The sequence below is a fragment of the Pseudomonas sp. JV414 genome (assembly GCF_032424305.1).
GTDB lineage: Bacteria > Pseudomonadota > Gammaproteobacteria > Pseudomonadales > Pseudomonadaceae > Aquipseudomonas > Aquipseudomonas lini.
On sequence record NZ_VYKC01000007.1, the window covers coordinates 254,261 to 273,220 of the forward strand.

Annotated in this window: 10 protein-coding genes; 3 read left to right on the forward strand and 7 right to left on the reverse strand. The window is 57.2% G+C overall.

Going from position 1 to position 18,960, the window contains the following annotated elements; translation table 11 throughout:
* The first annotated feature begins 5 nt into the window (after positions 1–5).
* Genes F6R97_RS10855 through F6R97_RS10865 form a run of 3 tightly spaced genes read left to right on the forward strand, consistent with a single transcriptional unit; the run spans position 6 to position 11,067 of the window.
* Positions 6–3,848 (forward strand): neuraminidase-like domain-containing protein, encoded by a 3,843-nt coding sequence (locus tag F6R97_RS10855; RefSeq protein ID WP_048396658.1) that lies wholly within the window; start codon positions 6–8, stop codon positions 3,846–3,848.
* On the forward strand, positions 3,845–8,269 hold the full coding sequence (locus F6R97_RS10860) for a SpvB/TcaC N-terminal domain-containing protein (RefSeq protein ID WP_048396660.1): 4,425 nt from the start codon (positions 3,845–3,847) through the stop codon (positions 8,267–8,269). Before F6R97_RS10855 ends, F6R97_RS10860 begins: the two co-directional genes overlap by 4 nt.
* Positions 8,266–11,067, forward strand: coding sequence for an RHS repeat-associated core domain-containing protein (locus tag F6R97_RS10865; RefSeq protein WP_315866510.1), 2,802 nt, complete (start codon positions 8,266–8,268; stop codon positions 11,065–11,067). The genes F6R97_RS10860 and F6R97_RS10865 overlap by 4 nt, the downstream gene beginning before the upstream one ends.
* Before the next feature lie 44 nt (positions 11,068–11,111).
* On the opposite strand, the gene F6R97_RS10870 is transcribed toward F6R97_RS10865, so the two are convergent.
* The 7 genes from F6R97_RS10870 to F6R97_RS10900 form a co-directional block, all read right to left on the reverse strand.
* Complete coding sequence (locus tag F6R97_RS10870) at positions 11,112–11,480, reverse strand: glyoxalase superfamily protein (protein WP_315866511.1); 369 nt, start codon at positions 11,478–11,480, stop codon at positions 11,112–11,114.
* 168 nt (positions 11,481–11,648) lie between these two features.
* On the reverse strand, positions 11,649–13,106 hold the full coding sequence (locus F6R97_RS10875) for a D-aminoacylase (protein WP_315866512.1): 1,458 nt from the start codon (positions 13,104–13,106) through the stop codon (positions 11,649–11,651).
* A gap of 1 nt (position 13,107) precedes the next feature.
* On the reverse strand, positions 13,108–13,968 hold the full coding sequence (locus F6R97_RS10880) for a MurR/RpiR family transcriptional regulator (RefSeq protein ID WP_315866513.1): 861 nt from the start codon (positions 13,966–13,968) through the stop codon (positions 13,108–13,110).
* Between the two features lie 15 nt (positions 13,969–13,983).
* A complete protein-coding gene (locus F6R97_RS10885) occupies positions 13,984–15,333 on the reverse strand; it encodes a gluconate:H+ symporter (RefSeq protein ID WP_315866514.1) in 1,350 nt (449 codons plus the stop codon).
* A 296-nt stretch (positions 15,334–15,629) separates the two neighbouring features.
* A complete protein-coding gene (locus F6R97_RS10890; protein ID WP_038978855.1) occupies positions 15,630–17,075 on the reverse strand; it encodes a SulP family inorganic anion transporter in 1,446 nt (481 codons plus the stop codon).
* A 204-nt stretch (positions 17,076–17,279) separates the two neighbouring features.
* Entirely contained in the window at positions 17,280–18,191 is a 912-nt protein-coding gene (locus F6R97_RS10895) for a LysR family transcriptional regulator (protein ID WP_315866515.1), read from the reverse strand.
* Between the two features lie 166 nt (positions 18,192–18,357).
* A complete protein-coding gene (locus F6R97_RS10900) occupies positions 18,358–18,948 on the reverse strand; it encodes an NAD(P)H-dependent oxidoreductase (RefSeq protein ID WP_038978853.1) in 591 nt (196 codons plus the stop codon).
* Positions 18,949–18,960 lie beyond the last annotated feature (12 nt).

Below are 18,960 nucleotides of genomic sequence, written 5' to 3' on the forward strand. Positions count from 1 at the left end.
TGAACATGTCTGTCGCTATTGAAAAACAGCTGAATGAAAGCCTGCGTGATGCGCAGCTCGGGCTCTATCTGTCAGCGATCGCCCCGAAAGACGAAACCCTGAAATCCCTGAAAATCGCAGAGCACCTCAAAACGGCCAATGACCTTTACCAGTATTGGTTACTTGATGTGCTGGTCAGTCAAGACGTGCCAACCAGCCCGGTTGCCTGTGCCATTGCCAGTCTTCAGCAATACATCAACAGTATTCTGGCCAACATGGAACCGGGGTATCACACCGCACAGATTCCAACCGATCACGTCGACACCTGGCGCAGCGTCATACATCACTACCAGGCCTGGGCGGCCAATCAGCGCCTGTACTATTTCCCTGCGACATACCTTGATCCGACGCTTCGCAAAACCAGAACCGAAAGCTTCGAACAACTGGAAAACGACCTCAACCGCAACCAGCTCACTGCCGAGTCCGTGCAAACGGCTGTGCTGGCCTATCTGACCAGGCTGGAAGAAGTGGCCAACCTGGAAATCGTCAACGGTTACATTGACGGAAGCGATTTCGCCAACAGCACTTATTACTTCATTGCCAAGTCCCGTGCAGCCAATACCTGGTACTGGCGTTCGCTGGACATGGCTTGTCGCCCCTTTGTGCCCGGCTCCCGGTCGGCCAAATATGATGCACCGGAACCACAAGCGTGGTCTGACTGGCACCGCATCAATCTACCTGTTTGCGACAGCACCCTCGAACACACTATCCGTCCGGTCATGTTCAACAATCGCTTATATGTGATCTGGGCTGAATGCATCTTTCAGGATCAGGCGGCCAACGAAGAAAACAAGGACAACACCAAGCCTTTGTTTCGTCTGAACATGTGTTTCAAGAAATATGACGGGAGCTGGAGTACGCCGCAAACATGCGTGCAAGGTTACGCGTCCAAGGAAGTTCTTAATGAACGGGATTTGACAGTGTTGCTGGAAAGCACACAGACCATTGCCATCCACGATCAATCATCTGATGTGGCGTCATTGCTTCTTGCCCTGTTTATCAATAGTCCTGCACACGTTAAGACAGGGGCTTCTCACCAGTTCTGGATTTCGGTCAGCATTGACAAGGATTGCGTTATCGCCCCGACACTAAAACTCGATGGATTGAATAGTGAAAAGGACATTTTGCTAACAGCGTTCGCCGAAACGTGGCCATCGACCAGTAAAAGATCGCTCCAGTTCAACATTTCTTCCTCTAAGTCGCTTGAGAACGTCGCCCCCCGGATCGATTCCTATCAGGACGATAAATCAGGTACGACAGAATTCATCAACTTCCAAGGCTCAAAAATAGAAAACGGCGATGCCCGGACAAACCAGCCTCGCCACCCCATCCGAATGAACATTACCTTCGCCAGGCACCTGATCGCGCGCGCGGAACAAAGCATGGACAAGTTGCTGACCTGGTCCTCTCAGCACTTGGAAGAACCACCATTCGAAAGTGGCAAACCGCTTGAAAAACTGGATTTCTACGGTGCCTACGGCCGCTACTTCGTCGAGCTGTTTCTCTACCTTCCCTGGCTGGTGGCACACCGCTTCATTCAGGAGCGCCAATACGGCGAAGCCGAGCGTTGGTTGCAGTACCTGTTCAATCCCGCCCGAAAAGCAGTCAGTGACAATAACCCTGACTACTGGAACGCGGTGCCACTGATTACCGGCACTGCTCCGAAGCCCGGTCAATCCAGCTACGCCATCCAGGGGCCACAGGATCCGCACCAGATTGCACTGAGTCATCCCGTGCACTTTCGCAAAGCCTTGTACATGCTCTATATCGATATTCTGCTCAACCGCGGCGACACCGCTTACCGCGAATTGACCCCCGACAGCCTGACAGACGCGAAGCTCTGGTATCTGCGCGCACAGAACCTTTTGGGCCCACGACCGGATATCAGGCAAACCGATCCATGGGCAGCGCTCACGTTGAAAGAATTCAGCGAGGAGCCCAATAAAAAGCTGCGTGAATTTGAAAAAAAACTGGGTAAAGACGGTAAACACCAACCGACAACTGCCGAACCAGGGTTGGCCCCTGAAGTGTGTATTCGCCCATACGTCCATTCACATTCCGCGCATGCGATTGACGCCCCGCATTCGCGCTTACCCTTCAATCCCATGCTGCTCCCTCGCTGGGAGAAGCTCGAAAGCCGCCTGCACAACCTCCGGCATAATCTCGACATTGTGGGTCGCCCATTGAGGCTTGCGCTCTTCGCGGCTCCAGCCGTTTCAGACAATCGCCTCGGCGCCAATACCCCACGCGCTGCGGAGCCCGGTATGGCCCCGCGTCTTGGCACAGAGATCCCGCCTTACCGTTTCAATGCTCTGCACGCCCAAGCCATGAGTGCGGTAGACACAGTGATTCAGTTCGGCACAACACTACTGTCGTTCATCGAACGCAGCGAACAGGCCAGTTATCAAGAGCTTCAGCAACAGCACATCTGGGATATGGCCAACTATGCGGTAGACCTGCAGACCCAGGCCCTGAAAATCAACCAGAAATCCCGGGAAGCACTACTGGCCAGTAAAGCCATCGTCGAATGCCGCCAGGATTACTACAGTCAGCTGGTCAACGAGATCGTCAATCAAGAAGAAGTAACGGCTGCGGAACTCCATTTGTCGGGGCGCATCGCTGAAGTCGGCGCCCATGTGGCTAATGCAGTCGGCCAGGGTCTGAAAGTGTTGCCCAACATATTTGGCCTGGCAGATGGCGGGACCCGCCTGGAGGGTGGCCCGCACGCCATGATGGCCATGGCTCAAGGTGTGGCAACCGCAGCCTATGGCGCTGGAGAGGCCCTGGAACGCGCCGCGCAGTATCGACGCCGCCATCAGGATTGGACGCTCGCACGTGACCAGGCAACGCTCGAAATTGCCCAGATTGATGCACAACTGGCGCTGGAAGCCGAACGAGAGACCGCCTCACAACTGCTGTTACGACAAACTCAAACCTCTTTGGCTCAAGCCCGGAGCTCCTACGACTTTCTCAGTCAGCGCTTTACCAACTCTCAGCTTTACCAGTGGTTCACCCACCAACTCTCCAGTTTCTACTATCAGGTGTATGACTCAACGTTCTCTCTGTGCCAATTCACCGAACGGAGTTGGCGCTACGAGACAGCCGACAACACCACTCAAACGTTCTTCCAGCACCAGACATGGAACAGCACCTACCGTGGGCTCGGCCCCGGCGAGCGTATGAAGTTAGGCTTGGTGAAGATGCAGAACGCTTATCTGCTGGGCAACGAGCGCGAGCTGGAAATTCGCAAGACCGTGTCGTTACGCCAACTTCACGCGAAGGAAAAGACCGAGGACAAGTCTGCGCCATCGATCAACAAACCCTGGGACGATACGCTCGCAGCAGACAAAACGTCGATCAAAGGTATTAAGTCCACCCTGGTCGATACAGGCTCGTGCGAGTTCGAATTGATGGAGTCCCTGTTTGAAAACGACTATCCGGGGCACCGTTTGCGCCGGATCAAAAGCATCAGTATTTCCCTGCCGGCTGTCCTTGGCCCTTATGAAGATATCCGTGCCACGCTGACCCAGACCGGCAGCGAAGTGGTCATGCCCGGCCCCGACAAGACGGTTATGAAAGGTCTGCGGGCCAATCAACACATCGCCCTGTCGACAGGTATCGACGATAACGGTCTTTTCACCCTGAGTTTTCAGGACGAGCGCTACCTGCCGTTTGAATACACCGGCGCGATTTCTAAATGGAAGCTGTCGTTTCCCAATCATGCCGCCCAGAAGACCACGCTTGAGTCGCTCACCGATGTCATCGTGCACGTTTGTTATACGGCCCGGGCAGGCGGGGGGGCGCAATGAGTGAGCAGACAGCATTACCTGTCCACGCCCCGTCATTGCCCAAAGGAGGGGGGGCCATTCAGAGCATTGGCAAAGGATTGGGCACCGTCGGTGCCCATGGCGCGGCGTCCTATGAGATTGCCTTGCCGATTTCACCGGGACGCGGCTTCGCCCCGTCCCTCTCTCTCAGCTATTCAAGCTCTGCGGGCAACGGCGTATTTGGCATCGGCTGGGGAATCTCATTGCCAGTTGTGGCACGACGCACCAGCACGGGGGTGCCGGCCTATACCGAAGAGGATGAGATTATCGGTCCGGGCGGGGTGGTGTGGATGCCGGAGCGCGATGCAGACGGCACCATCATTCAATCGCGCATCAGCAAATACAACGACCTGCAACTGGATACGATCTACGCGGTAGTACGTCACTTTCCCAGAGTCGAAAGCTCTTTCGAGCGCATTGAACATTGGTCCTCGGAGAGCGACAAGCCGGGTTTCTGGCTGGTGCACGGTGCGGATGGCAGCCTTCATTTGTACGGAAAACGTCAGTTATCGCGGCGCTCCGATCCACTCAATGCGAGCCGGGTCGGCGAGTGGTTGCTGGAGGAGAGTATGAACGCGCACGGCGAACACATCCTCTACCGGTACAAAGCCGAAACAAACGAACAGGGCACCACTGCCCAGCGCTATTTGAGTCATGTCTGCTACGGCAACTTCGCGGCGGATGCTCACCTTTACCTATGGACAGCAGACCGCCTCGCTACGGTGAAATGGCACTTCGAATTGCTGTTTGACTACGGCGAGCGCAGTACCGGCTACGATCAGAAACCGTCCTACACTGAGCAACAATGGCTAACCCGCGACGACCGCTTTTCCAGTTTCGCTTATGGCTTTGAACTACGTACCGAACGCCTGTGCCGCCAGGTTCTGATGTTTCACCGTTTCCCTGACGAATTGGGTGCCGACCCGGCTCTGGTTCGTCGCCTTTTGCTGGATTACCGCCAAACGCCTTTGGGGTACTGCCACTTGAGCGCAGCTCATGATCAGGCGTTTACCGATTTGGCAACCGCCGAAAATCGTCCCCCACTCGAATTCAACTACAGCGAGTTCAATCTACCTTCCGTCAGCCAATGGAAGCGGTTTGAAAACATGCCAGGCCTCAATGACGGGCAGCATTACCAGCTCGTTGACCTGTACGGCGAAGGACTGCCGGGAGTGCTTTATTCCAGTGGAAATGCCTGGTACTACCGCGAGCCCATGCGAGCCGAGGGCAAAAAAGATAGCGTGGCTTATGATCAGTGGAGCGCATTACCCGCTATCCCTGCTGCCAATGCTGCAAAACCGATGCATCAGTCACTGAGCGACCTCACCGGCAACGGACGTCTGGACTGGGTGATTACTCGACCCGGATTGTACGGTTTCTTCTCCCTCAAGCCTGATCGCAACTGGTCGGATTTCGCCACGTTCAGCCAATTCCCCCTGGAGTTTTTCAGCCCTGAAGGGCAACTGGCCGATCTGATGGGCCAGGGACTCAGTGATCTGACGCTAATCGGCCCTCGCAGCGTGCGCCTGTACGCCAATCATCGAGAAAAAGGGTTTACGGCGGCTCGCGAAGTGCCCCACGACACGCATGACGACTCCCTGCCAGTGCTCAGGCCGTCATCCACCGAGCTGGTAGCGTTCAGTGATGTTTTGGGCAGTGGCCAACAGCATCTGGTGCGCATTCGTCACAACGAAGTGAAGTGCTGGCCAAACCTGGGTCGTGGACGCTTCGGCAAAGGAGTCGTGTTGGGCTCGCCGAATATTGCCTACGAGGCATTTGACGCTTCACGTGTTCGCCTGGCAGATCTGGACGGCTCCGGTGCAACCGATTTGATCTACCTGAACGCGGGCCACGCATTGATCTTCATGAACCGTGGCGGCAATAGCTTCGACGCGCCCGTTACCCTCCCCTGGCCGGCGGGTGTGAGCTATGACCGTTTATGTCAGGTCAGCATCGCCGATCTACAGGGGCTCGGCTGTTCCAGCCTGATTCTGACCGTGCCGCACAGGACACCCCGGCATTGGCGTTACGACTTCGTCAGTGCAAAACCCTATTTGCTCACCGGCACCAACAACAATATGGGGGCTGCCGGCAGCATCAGCTACCGCAGCTCAGCGCAGGAGTGGCTGGATGAAAAAAAGAACGAGGTCAACGCCGACCGTGCGCCCGTCTGCCATGTGCCATTTGCCCTGCATCTGGTCTCGAAGCTGACCCGGCTCGATGAGATTACCGGCAACCGGCAGAGCCAGAGTTTTTCCTATAGCAGAGGCTATTACGATGGCATTGAACGCGAATTCCGCGGTTTCGGTCTGCTCTTGCAAACCGATAGCGAAACGACCGGGGGCGATACCGAGTCCCCAGGTTTCACCCTGCCATGCCTGCAAAAGCGCTGGTTCCATACCGGGCAAGCCGTTGACGCGTCACGTGGCCGTTATCACCGCGCAGACAAGCAAGCAGTAAAACTGGGCAAGACACTGCTGTGTCAGTACTCCCCTGACACGGGCAACGACACGCTCATCCTGCCACGGGATGAACTGACTAGCCGTGAAATGGCCCGCGCCCTTTGCGGACGCCCACTACGTACCGAGCTCTTCGGAGTCGATAAGCGCCAGAAAACCAGAACACTGTATTCGATTCAAGAAAACCGTTTCCTGGTTCGGCAACTACACCCCCCCGGGAAAAATCAGCGCTACGCAAGGATGTTGCCACTGCCATTGGAGTCCATCAGCTACCAGTACGAAAACATCACTGATGATCCTCAATGCCAGCACACACTGAATTTGCAGCACGATGCTTATGGCACCCTTACTCATAGTGTGAACGTCCATTACGCCCGACGCAAAACCGTCGGTGACGCAGCACCGTTCAGTGATACTGACCAACAACAATGGTGGCGCGACGCTCATGACCCGGCGCAACAGTTCTACTACCTGAACGAAACCCGTGCCGAATTCATTCATCTTGACCGCGATCAGGAATGGCGGTTGGGGCTGCCTTACCGTCAGCGCGTCAATGCCTTGAAATTTCCCAAAGCCCCCGAAGCCTTGGGCTTGACCATAAAGGACATTACTTACGAAAAGTTCGTCGAGTTCGTCAAGGGAACCGTGTGGACGACCCAATGCCTTCTGACTGCATTGAGCGTGCAACGCTACCGGCACTCTACAGATGCCCAAACCCTGCCGGACGGCGTCACTCATTTCGAGGCACTGCCCGATCATGTAGAAACAGCCGAACTGGACGAGATGGCCTTAAAGGCCTTCGATGTTTTGCCAAAAGCCTCTCGACCAAAAGGAAGACTGTTCGAACGCAGCGGCTATCAGCGCATGACCGAATTTCTCCCGCTTTCTACCGCTGTAGCAAAACTCTGGTCCGTCAAACACGGGTTCGTGACTTATGCCAGGCTGGAAGGTTTCTACCGGCCACTGAACTTGCAAGCGAACCCAAGTTTGGGTGTGACCAAGGTCCGCTACGACAACTATCACTGTCTCATCACCGAGTTCGAACAGCCAGATGGCTGCATCACCAAGGCCACCCATGATTACCGATCATTCCAGCCCCTGAGCATCAGTGATCCCAACGGCAACGTACAAGAGGGCCTCTACAACGGTTTCGGGCAAGTGTTGGCCAGCAGCTTCCACCGCAACTCCGGCAACAAACACGTCGGTTTCAAACCTGTCGCCGAATACAAACGGCCAGCATTCGACAATCCGACAGACGCCATCAAGTGGGAAAAAGACGCGCTACAGGACGCTGCCAGCACCCTCTTTTACGCGCCATTCAGCTGGATGGGCTGCATATCGGACGTAGCGTTGGCGGACAAAGACTGGCTAAACCGTTGCGTGACCCATCATGACTTGCTACCGACCGGACATATCCGTGCGTCTGCTCGAACCAGGTTGTCGGACCCTGCCCCCCTTTCTGTCGACGACGTAAAACTGAAAAGCGAACTAACCGCCTCGACACGTGAACCGGTGCACATGGCCGTCCTGATCGCCGATCGTTTTCCAGATGACGATCAGAAGCAAATTCGCATCACCGTCACTGACCTCGACGGTTTCGGTCGCACGCTCCAATACAAACAAAAGGTTGCCGAACAGCGCTGGCGTGTCAGTGAACGGGTCGAATACAACAACAAGGGATTGCCGATCCGCATTTACCGCCCCTGGTTCTCCGATAAGCACCGTTATATCGATGATGCGTCCCTGCGCACTTCCAGCCACCACGACAAACAGTTTTACGATCCGTTGGGCCGCCTTGCTTGTACGCGTCAAGCCGAACAAAACGGCGTTTCCTGCATGCGAAGGTATACCCGCCACCCTTGGTACACCGTGTACGAAGACGAAAACGACACGCTGGAAGAGGTCTTGCCCAAACCCACCGCCACTACCGGAGGTGAAGCATGAACGCACGTCTGCACAACAAGACACCGACGATCAACGCCCTCGACAGCCGCGGGCTACCTGTACGGCAAGTCGCTTACTGGCGATGCAACGCAGATGACAGCGCCCAGGCACGCATTACCAGCCAGGACCATGACCTTGCCGGACGCGTAATAGCGCAGCGGGATCCGCGACTGTTTGGAAAATTTGCGAAGGCCAATCTGACGACCCTCTACAGCCTGTCCGGCAAACCACTGCTGGTAGACAGCGTTGACGCCGGGTGGCGACTGAACCTGCCGGGGGACGCCGGACAGACACTTCGCAACTGGGACCAGCGAGGCAATCATTGGCAAACGACCTTCGATAATCAATTGCGGCCGATCACTATCAAGGAAGAGTCACCGGGGCAGCCGGCACGTATCATCGAACGCTTCAGTTACGGCGACAGCTCGAAAGATTCGGCCGCACTCAATCGATGTGGCGTGTTGATTCGCCACGACGACGAAGCAGGCACCCTGCTCATCGACGAATACTCCCCTGGCGGTAAACCCTCGCGTCAGACACGCCACTTTCTGTTGAATGCCGAATCTTTAGACTGGCCGGCAGAGGAACACAGCCGAAACCTCTTGCGAGAAACGGGCGATGGCTACAAAACGCAATGGCACTACGACGCAACGGGAGAGGTCATCCGGCAGGTGGATGCCGGTCAACACCTGCAGCGATTTTCCTTTGATGTTGCAGGCCGACTCAACACCGTGAGCCTGAAACTCAAAGATGCCGAAATCGAAAATACCCTGGTGAAGGATCTCGTTTACAACGCCTTTGGCCAGGTTGAATCGCAGACGGCCGGCAACAACGTCATCAGCCGCGCGGTATTCGATCCGGCCAGCGGTCGATTGACCTCGCTGACTGCCTCCGAATCGGACCGCACCTTGCAGTCGCTGCACTACAGCCATGACGCGGTGGGCAATGTGACGCACATCGAGGACAAGGCCCAACCAGTTCAATTTGGTAGCAATCAAAAGGTCGAAGCCGTCAGCACATTCACCTATGACAGCCTCTATCAATTGACCAGTGCAACGGGACGAGAAACGGCAGGAACAACCACTGCGCCATATGTTCCCGCGCTCGGTATTACACCCATCGATACCCGGCAACTGTTCAATTTCACCCAACACTACACATACGACGCTGGCGGTAACCTGACCGAGCTGCGCCATGTGCGGGATCGCAACAATTACACCCGAACTTTTAACGTGGCAAATCTCAATAATCGTCTGGTGTCCTGGCGCCAGGGCTCTGAATTGCCAGGCACTGCTACGACCTTTGATGACAACGGCAATCTGCAAGACTTGCAATCCGGTCAGTCGCTGCAATGGAATGCACTCAATCAACTTACCCGCGTGATGTTGCTCAAGCGTGAGGATGGCCCTGACGACCATGAACGTTACGACTATGACGGCAGTGGTCAGCGTCTTCGCAAAACTACAACCACCCAGGGTGCATCGATCACTCACACCCGAGAGGTCCGTTATTTACCGGGCATCGAAATCCGTACTCGAGGGAAGGAACGGCTGGAAGTCATAACGGTGCAGGCCGGTCGTGGCAGCGTTCGTTGCCTGCACTGGACCGAAGGCCAGCCCAAAGGTATTCCCGCAGATCAACTGCGCTATAGCCTTGATGACCATTTGGGTTCCAGCTCACTGGAACTTGATGGCAAGGCCGACTTGATCAGTCAGGAGAGCTACTTCCCATTTGGCGGAACGGCATGGACAGCGTCTCGCTCGAAGGTGGAAGCCGATTACCGGACCATTCGATATTCCGGAAAAGAACGCGATGCCAGTGGCCTCTACTACTACGGGCACCGGTATTACGCACCGTGGTTGCAACGTTGGATCAGCCCTGATCCGGCGGGGACGGTCGACGGGCTGAACCTGTATTGCATGGTGGGGAACAACCCGTTGAGATTCGTCGACCATAAGGGCCTGATGAGAGATGAAGATCTTAAAGAGTTCGAAGATTGGGGTAGAGCCCGCTCTCAGGAAATCATGGATAAGGCTAAAGGTGACTTTACCTATCGCTTGATGCCCGATGACTTCGATAAAAGATCAGATTATTTTTTAGATGAAAATTTGTTGAAAAAGGAATTCCTTGCTCACTCGTATGGCCACATCAAGTCTAGCGAAATTGGGCTCAGCGACTTTTTTAACATCCCGAAACCTCAAGGCAGCATGAGGGGGTATCGAGGGGTAGATACTCGTTACCCAGGCGACGCCCAGACTGCCGAGCACTACTTGCAATTCGGAACCTACAAGATCAGTAACACGGCTGAATATTTGACCGATGTGTCCCATCGGTACGCCGCGGCACGCAATAACATGTTCCATAATGTAATTACAGATGAAGACGTATTAAAAGATTCACCTACATTAAGCAGGCTGGCCGATAGCGCCCATGAACTGCAACAACCAACCCGGGATTGGATCGAGACCCATATCGATAAAATGGGGGGGATCATGCCGATGCTCGCTGGTGGACCCGGGACTCATGCAGAGGTCCGACTGGTGAATTCAATTGTTGCGCTCTATCCGGATAGAGCGGAAAGGATACTTTCAGAAACCACTGTATTCACAGACACATTGTCTCGGGGAGACGCCCCTCAGCCGTTCCCTGCCTGTATTAACTGTAGTGGCATTCTTCCGGAAGGAATCAGTATTCCGACCGGACGAAATGCCCCCGACTATGCGGGGTACAACGCTCGGGTACAGCAAATAAACCAGGCGCCACTTTCGCGTCGGACAACGGGACGAAACAGAAGATGACGGGATTGCCATGACTAACTTGTTCGCTCCAGACGTTGCTCGGTTCAAACACTAATCGCATTGGTAAACACCAACCGATTGCCGAACGGATCACTGATGGTCATGTCCTGGCTCCCCCAGGGCATGGCCTGAATTTGCGGGAGGGAGAACTGATACTCCTTGGCCAATAGTTGCTGCTGGAACACCTCCAGTTCATCGGTCTCGATCCGCAACGCCGAGCCCGGTGTGCTGTCGCCGTGGTGTTCGGACAGGTGCAGCACGCATTCGCCACGGGAGATCTGCAGGTACAGCGGGAAGTTTGTTTCGAAGCGATGCTGCCAGTCGATCTTGAACCCCAGGAAGTCGACGTAGAACTCCAATGCCTTGGTTTCATCGAAAATCCGCAGGATCGGGGTGGTTTTGCCGAAGCTCATGGAGTTGCTCCCAGACTGAAAAGACCCAGAGTGTAGCTGGGCTGGATGTCAGCGCTTCGGCTTGGTGACGGCTTTCTTTAAACGCGATGTGCCACTATGAGACGTAGATCAAAAGATCGCTGCCTTCGGCAGCTCCTACAGGGGCTGTGATCCTTTCGATATCACCGATCAATGAAATCCTTTCCGCAAATCCCCTTCCCGCGCCAGAAACCGTCCTTCCCTTCTTCCATTCGCCTGTCCTTCGCTGTAACTCAAGACTCCATTTACCCAAACCCCATCAATCCCTTCCGCCGCCCGTTGCGGGTCATTGAAGTCCGCCACATCGCGAATCGTCGCAGGATCGAACAACACCAGATCCGCCCAATACCCTTCGCGAATCTCGCCGCGTTCCTTCAAACCGAATCGCGCCGCCGACAGCCCGGTCATTTTGTGCACGGCGGTGTGCAACGGAAACAGCCCCACGTCGCGACTGAAATGTCCGAGCACTCGTGGGAACGCGCCCCACAACCGTGGATGGGGAAACGGGTCTTCCGGCAAACCGTCAGAGCCGACCATCGACAACGGATGCGCGAGGATTCTTCGTACGTCGGCTTCGTCCATGCCGTAATACACCGCCCCGGCCGGTTGCAGTCGGCGGGCGGCCTCGAGTATCGGCACGTCCCACTCGGCGGCGATGTCGATCAAATCCCGGCCACCCATTTGTGGATGCGGCGTGGACCATGTGATGGTGATGCGATGGGCGTCGGTGACTTGCTTGAGGTCCAGCGTCGAAGAACTCGCCGCATAGGGATAACAATCGCAGCCCACCGGGTGGGTCTTCGCGGCGTGTTCGAGGGACGCCAGCAGTTGCGGACTGCGCCCCCAGTTACCGGCGCCGGCACATTTGAGGTGGGAAATGATCACGGGTGTTTTCGCGTGGCGACCGATCTGGAACGCCTCGTCCATGGCCTCCAGCACCGGTTCGAACTCACTGCGCAAATGGGTGGTGTAGACCGCGCCGAATGCGCTCAGCTCTTCGGTCAGTTGCATCACTTCGTCGGTGGAAGCGCAGAAGGCGTTGGCATACGCCAGGCCTGTGGATAAACCCAAGGCACCGGCTTCAAGGCTTTCGCGCAGTTGATCGCGCATTGCGCTGATTTCATCGGCTGTGGCCGTGCGAAACAGGTCGTCCAGGTGATTGCTGCGCAATGCGGTGTGCCCTACCAATGCGGCCACGTTCAGCGTGGTATTCGCCGCTTCCACAGCCGCGCGATAGTCGCTGAAGCGCGGATAAACGAACGCCGCTGCTGTGCCGAGGAGGTTCATCGGGTCCGGCGGCTCGTCACGTAAACTCACTGGCGATGCGCTGATCCCGCAGTTGCCGACGATCACCGTGGTCACGCCTTGGCTGAGCTTGGGCAGCATCTGCGGCTGACGGATCACCACTGTGTCGTCATGGGTGTGCACGTCGATGAAACCTGGGGCCAACACCCTCCCGGCCGCGTCGATTTCTTCGGTGGCGCGAGCGTCGTGCAAGTCGCCGATACGCTCGATGCGGCCGTCCAGAATCGCCACATCAGCGGGGTAACCGGGGGCGTTGCTGCCATCGATAATCAACGCGTTGCGGATCAGCGTGTCGTACGTCATGTCAGTCTCCCAGCGGCAAGTGATCGTCGCCGCCGCGGTAGTCGTCCAGGGCCAGTTTGATCCGCCGCAGACGCTCTTGATTGTCTTCAGGACTGGCCAGCGCCAACTCGGTAGCGAGTACGTCGATGCCCAGCAGCATGCCGTAGCGCGCCGCCGTGGGTTTGTAGATGAAGGACGTCTCGGCGCTTTGCAGCGGCAACAGCACATCGGCCAGTTGCGCCAGCGGCGAGTCAGCCCGGGTGATCGCGAGAATTCGTGCGCCGTAGCTGCGAGCCAGGTCCACTGCTTCGAGCAGCTCGGGCGTGATGCCGGTCAGCGAGCAGGCGATAACCGCGTGTTCGGCACCAAGACTGGCGGCGGTGACGCGCATCATCACCGGGTCGTGACACACCGCAATCGGGTAGCCGAGGCGCACCAGACGCACTTGCAGTTCATCACTGCACAAGGTCGAGCAGCCACCCATGCCGAAGGCGTGAATCATCCGCGCCTTGCCGAGCAGTTTCACTGCATCGGCGAAACGCGACTCATCGAACGCCGACAGGTGCTGACGCAAGGTCGACTCGATATCGCCGACGATCTGCCCATAGAACGCCGACTGTTCAGGCGTCCCCGCCGGGTCGAGAAAGCGACTGCCGACGCCGCTGGCCTGGGCCAGTTGCAGGCGTAAATCGCGCAGATCACGGCAACCGACGGTGCGCGCAAAACGCGACAGGGTGGCGGTGCTGACTTCCGCCCGCTGCGCCAGTTCGTCGAGGCTGGCGGAGGCGGAAAATCCTACATCGTCGAGCATCAGCCGGGCGATGCGTCCTTCGCCGGCGCTGAAGGAATCCTGACGGGCGCGGATCTGATAGAGGATGTCCATGGCGGATGGCTCCGACTAAAGCAGGTAAGAAAGACCTACGGTTAAACCGAAGGCGACCACCGAGATGATGGTCTCGAGCACCGTCCAGGTCTTGAAGGTCTGGGTGACGGTCATGTTGAAGTATTCCTTGATCAACCAGAAGCCGCCGTCGTTGACGTGGGAAAAGATAACCGACCCCGCCCCCGTCGCCAGCACCAACAACTCCGGGTGGGGATAACCCAGACCAACGGCCACCGGCGCAACAATCCCTGAAGCAGTGGTCATGGCCACCGTGGCGGAACCGGTGGCGATGCGCATCAACGCGGCGAACAGCCAGCCCATCAACAGCGGCGACAGCTGAAATTCATCGGCCAGGCTGACGATCTGATCAGTGACGCCAGCGTCCACCAGAATCCGGTTCAAGCCACCGCCGGCGCCAACCAGCAAAGTGATGCTGGCGGTCGGTGCCAGGCATTCATTGGTGAACTTGAGGATCGATTCGCGGTTGAAGCCCTGGGCCAGGCCGAGAGTCCAGAAGCTCAGCAAGGTCGCCAGCAGCAAGGCGATCACCGAGTTGCCGATGAACAATAGAAACTGATTGAAACCACTACCCGGGGTAGAAATCAGATTGGCCCAGCCACCGATCAGCATCAACACCACCGGCAATAGAATGGTCGCCATGGTGATGCCAAAACCCGGCAGGCTATCGCGTGGTTCGCGCTCAATAAACTGGCGCTCCAGCGGGTTTTCCGCCGGTAGCTGAATGCGCGGCACGATGAATTTGGCGTACAGGGGACCTGCGATGATCGCGGTCGGAATGCCGATCAGAATCGCGTAAAGCAACGTCTGCCCCACCGACGCCTGATAGACCTGCACCGCCAGCATCGCCGCCGGGTGCGGCGGTACCAGCGCATGGACCACCGAGAGCCCCGCGACCATCGGCAAGCCGACCATCAGAATCGACACGCCCACCCGCCGCGCCACGGTGAACGCGATGGGTACCAGCAAGACAAAACCGACCTCGAAGAACAGCGGCAGTCCTACAAGAAAAGCGATACAGACCATCGCCCAATGCGCGTTTCTCTCACCGAAACGGTCGATCAACGTGCGCGCCACCTGCTCGGCGCCGCCAGACTCGGCCATCATCTTGCCGAGCATCGTGCCCAGCGCCACCACCAGCGCAATGTGCCCCAGCGTCTTGCCAACCCCGGCCTCATACGCGCCCACCACACCCGATGGCGGCATCCCGGCCAGCAGTGCCAAACCAATGGATACCAGCGTGATGACGATGAAGGGATTGATCCGGTAACGGGCGATCAGAACGATCAGCGCAATGATGGCGATGGCGGCGTAAACCAGCAGCCAATAGCCGAAGGAAAGCGTCATGCGGTACTCCTCGAAAGGGTCACGTCGAATGGGTTGTGAAACTCATAAATCATTTCGACGAGCTACTTTCAAACGAAGTGAAAGTAATTTTCGTGGAGGGATAAGGGATGTCGTGCAGAGGTATGAGAGGTCGTGAGTTATGAAAATTCGATAGTGGAATTTTCATCCGCCTACGATCGTTCCCACGCTCTGCGTGGGAATGCAGCCCGTGACGCTCCGCGTCAGATGCCGAAGCGGACGCAGAGCGTCCAGTGAGGCATTCCCACGCAGAGCATGGGAACGATAACTCAAGGATTTCAGTCGTGATGCTCGCTGGCGCGTTTGAGCAGTTTCTTGCAGCGTTCGGACAAATGCAGCACGCGTAGCTGCTTGCCAGCCTTGGCGTAGCGCTCGCGCAATGTCTTCAGCGCGGCAATGGCCGAGTAGTCGACGAAGCTCAGGTGGCGACAATCAAGGGTCACCTGGGCCGGATCATTGGCGGGGTCGAACTGATTGAGGAATGGCGTGGTAGAGGCGAAAAACAGTGTGCCGTGCAGACGGTAGAGTTTGCTGCCGTCGCTTTCCTGATAACTGTCGGCATACAACTCGCGAGCCTGTTGCCAGGCAAAGTTGAGCGCCGCAATGATGATCCCGCACAACACGGCGAAGGCCAAATCGGTGAACACCGTAATTACCGTCACCGCGATAATCACCAAAACATCGTTGAACGGCACCTTGTTCAGCACCCGCAGCGAGGCCCAGGCAAAGGTTTGCTGCGCCACCACGAACATCACCCCGACCAATGCGGCCAGTGGAATACGCTCGATAAGCGGCGACAGAAACAGGATGAACAGCAGAATCATTACTCCGGCCACGGCGCCGGAAAGCCGACCGCGACCACCGGAGCTGAGGTTGATCACGGTTTGCCCGATCATTGCGCAGCCGCCCATGCCACCGAACACGCCAGAAACTATGTTGGCGGCTCCGAGCGCCACGCACTCGCGATCCGGGTAGCCGCGGCTCTCGGTGATCTCGTCGGTGAGATTCAGGGTCAACAGGGTTTCCAGCAGGCCGACCAACGCCATCAATATCGCGTAAGGGGCAACAATACTCAGGGTTTCCAGGCTCCATGGGATATCTGGCAGCGCGAAGCTCGGCAAACCGCCGGCAATGTTCGCCATGTCGCCCAAGGTGCGGGTCGGCAGGCCGAGCAGGTAAACCGCCAACCCAACGCCCAGAATCGCCACCAATGCCGGCGGTACGGTACGTGTCAGGCGCGGCATCAGGTAGACGATGGCCATCGTCAGCGCCACCAGCCCGATCATCAGGTACAGCGGCGAGCCACTCAACCACCCTTCACCACTTTTGAAGTGCTCGAGTTGGGACAGGGCGATGACGATTGCCAGGCCGTTGACGAAGCCGAGCATCACCGGGTGCGGCACCATGCGCACCAGTTTGCCCAGCCTCAACAGACCGAACGCCAGCATGATCAACCCACCCAGCAACACAGTCGCCAGCAAGTACTGCACGCCGTGCTGCACCACCAGCGCGACGATCACCACGGCCATCGATCCGGCGGCACCGGACACCATCCCCGGCCGCCCACCAAACAGCGCAGTCAGGGTGCAGATGATGAAAGCGCCGTAAAGCCCCATCAATGGATTGAGGTGGGCCACCAGCGCGAAGGCAATGCATTCGGGCAGCAGGGCGAAAGAGGTCGTGAGTCCGGCCAGGACATCGGCGCGCAGACGTTTGGGTTTCATGGCTTACCTAAAAATACAGGCGGGAGAAGAGAGGGCGGATGTTACGGAATTGAGGGCGGGCAGGCCAGTGAATGGGCCGCAGAAACGCTTTCGCGAGCAAGCCCGCTCCCACATTGGTCCTGTGTCGTTCCCATCATCGTGAATCGACGCAAGTCCACTGTGGGAGCGGGCTTGCTCGCGAAGAACGATGACGCGGTCTACGAATCAGCCCTTGAAATCCGCAATCGCATAAGCCGCCAATTTGCCCTGGATGAAGTCCAAAAAGCACTGAATCCGTAGGGCAAGTTGCGAGTTGCGGTAGTACACCGCGTTGATCGGTTGGCGATATCCGCTGTTGAACTCCGCCAGCAGCACCTGCAAGCGACCGGCGCGGATGTCGTCGATGGTCATGAAGTGCGACAGGCAGGCGATGCCCTGCCCTGCCAGTGCCAGGTGCCTGATTGTCTCGCCGCTGGACGCACTGATCGACGCCTGGATCGGCCAGCGATCACCATGGACATAGCGCAATGGCCATTGGTTGAGGCCCTCGTTCTGAGTAAACCCAAGCAGCGTATGTTCGGCCAGATCGGCAACGGCGGCCGGTACGCCGTGTTGTTCCAGATACGCTGGACTGGCGACGATGTGCAGCGGGCTGCAACCCAGTGAGCGGGCGTGCAGGGTCGAGTCGGTCAGCGTGCCGATGCGGATGGCGATGTCAGTGCTTTGTTCGAGCAGGTCGATGATCAGGTCATTACTGTTGAGTTCGAGCTGGATGTCCGGGTAGAGACGGCGGAACTCATCGATGTACGGCACGATGGCGTGCAGCATGAACGGCGAGGCGGCGTTGATTCGCAGACGCCCGGAGGGGGTTTGCTGGCGTGAGGACAAGCGTTCTTCGAGTTCGTCCATCTGATCGAGAATCAGCTTGGCGTGCTCGAAGAAGTACTTGCCCTCCTCGGTCAGGTCCATGCGCCGCGTGGTGCGGTTGATCAGCGTGGTGTCGAGCTTGGCCTCCAGTCGCGACAGCGTGCGGCTGACCGCCGACGGCGTTTGCCCGACCTGTTCGGCGGCAGCTGAAATCGACCCGCATTCAATCACGCAGACAAAAATCTGCAACTCATCGGATCTGGCTTTCACGGGTGTCCTCGTTTGCGAATCGGCGTTGCATGAATCGCCAAGATCGCAGCCTTCGGCAGCTCCTACAAGGACTGCGAGCACCCCGAACCTTCGGGCGTACGCCATCTGTAGGAGCTGCCGCAGGCTGCGATCTTTCCCGCCTTTGCGACGGATACTAGCCGGAAATTCAGGCCGGTAAGCCAAACACCTCGCTCAAGTGCTGCTCATACCGCGCCACATCGGCGTCGACGTTCGGGCGTTTCATCACATCCACGCACAGAAAGGTCGGCAAACCGGTCATGCCGAGGAAGGTGTTGGCCTTGTGGAACGGGAAGTACACCGCGTCCACGCCTTTGGCTTCGAAGAAATCGGTCGGGTCGTCGAAGGCTTGTTGCGGTGCGTTCCAGGTCAGCGACAGCATGTATTTTTTACCGTGCAGCAAACCGCCGCTGCCGTACTTCTGCGACGCGTCGGAGCGCGTGCGGCCATCGCTGGCGTAGAGGCTGCCGTGGCCTTCGGTGAAGACTTCATCGACGTACTTCTTGACGGTCCAGGGCGCGCCCATCCACCAACCGGGCATCTGATAAATGATCACATCGGCCCAGAGGAATTTGGCGACTTCCTCCGCGACGTCGTAGCCCTCGTCGATGAACGTGGCTTTCACATCCACACCGCCGCGATCCAGCACGCTCAACGCGGCTTCGTGCAGCGTCGTGTTGTAGCGACCATCGGAGTGGGCAAACTTTTTGCCGCCATTGAGCAACAGGACTTTTTTCATGAGAAGTCTCGC

Bases quoted from the DNA above. Each gene is read 5' to 3' on its own strand.
- F6R97_RS10890 (WP_038978855.1), bottom strand. From the start codon at position 17,075: ATGAAACCCAAACGTCTGCGCGCCGATGTCCTGGCCGGACTCACGACC.
- F6R97_RS10880 (WP_315866513.1), bottom strand. From the start codon at position 13,968: ATGGACATCCTCTATCAGATCCGCGCCCGTCAGGATTCCTTCAGCGCC.
- F6R97_RS10865 (WP_315866510.1), top strand. From the start codon at position 8,266: ATGAACGCACGTCTGCACAACAAGACACCGACGATCAACGCCCTCGAC.
- F6R97_RS10900 (WP_038978853.1), bottom strand. From the start codon at position 18,948: ATGAAAAAAGTCCTGTTGCTCAATGGCGGCAAAAAGTTTGCCCACTCC.
- F6R97_RS10860 (WP_048396660.1), top strand. From the start codon at position 3,845: ATGAGTGAGCAGACAGCATTACCTGTCCACGCCCCGTCATTGCCCAAA.
- F6R97_RS10875 (WP_315866512.1), bottom strand. From the start codon at position 13,106: ATGACGTACGACACGCTGATCCGCAACGCGTTGATTATCGATGGCAGC.
- F6R97_RS10855 (WP_048396658.1), top strand. From the start codon at position 6: ATGTCTGTCGCTATTGAAAAACAGCTGAATGAAAGCCTGCGTGATGCG.
- F6R97_RS10885 (WP_315866514.1), bottom strand. From the start codon at position 15,333: ATGACGCTTTCCTTCGGCTATTGGCTGCTGGTTTACGCCGCCATCGCC.
- F6R97_RS10870 (WP_315866511.1), bottom strand. From the start codon at position 11,480: ATGAGCTTCGGCAAAACCACCCCGATCCTGCGGATTTTCGATGAAACC.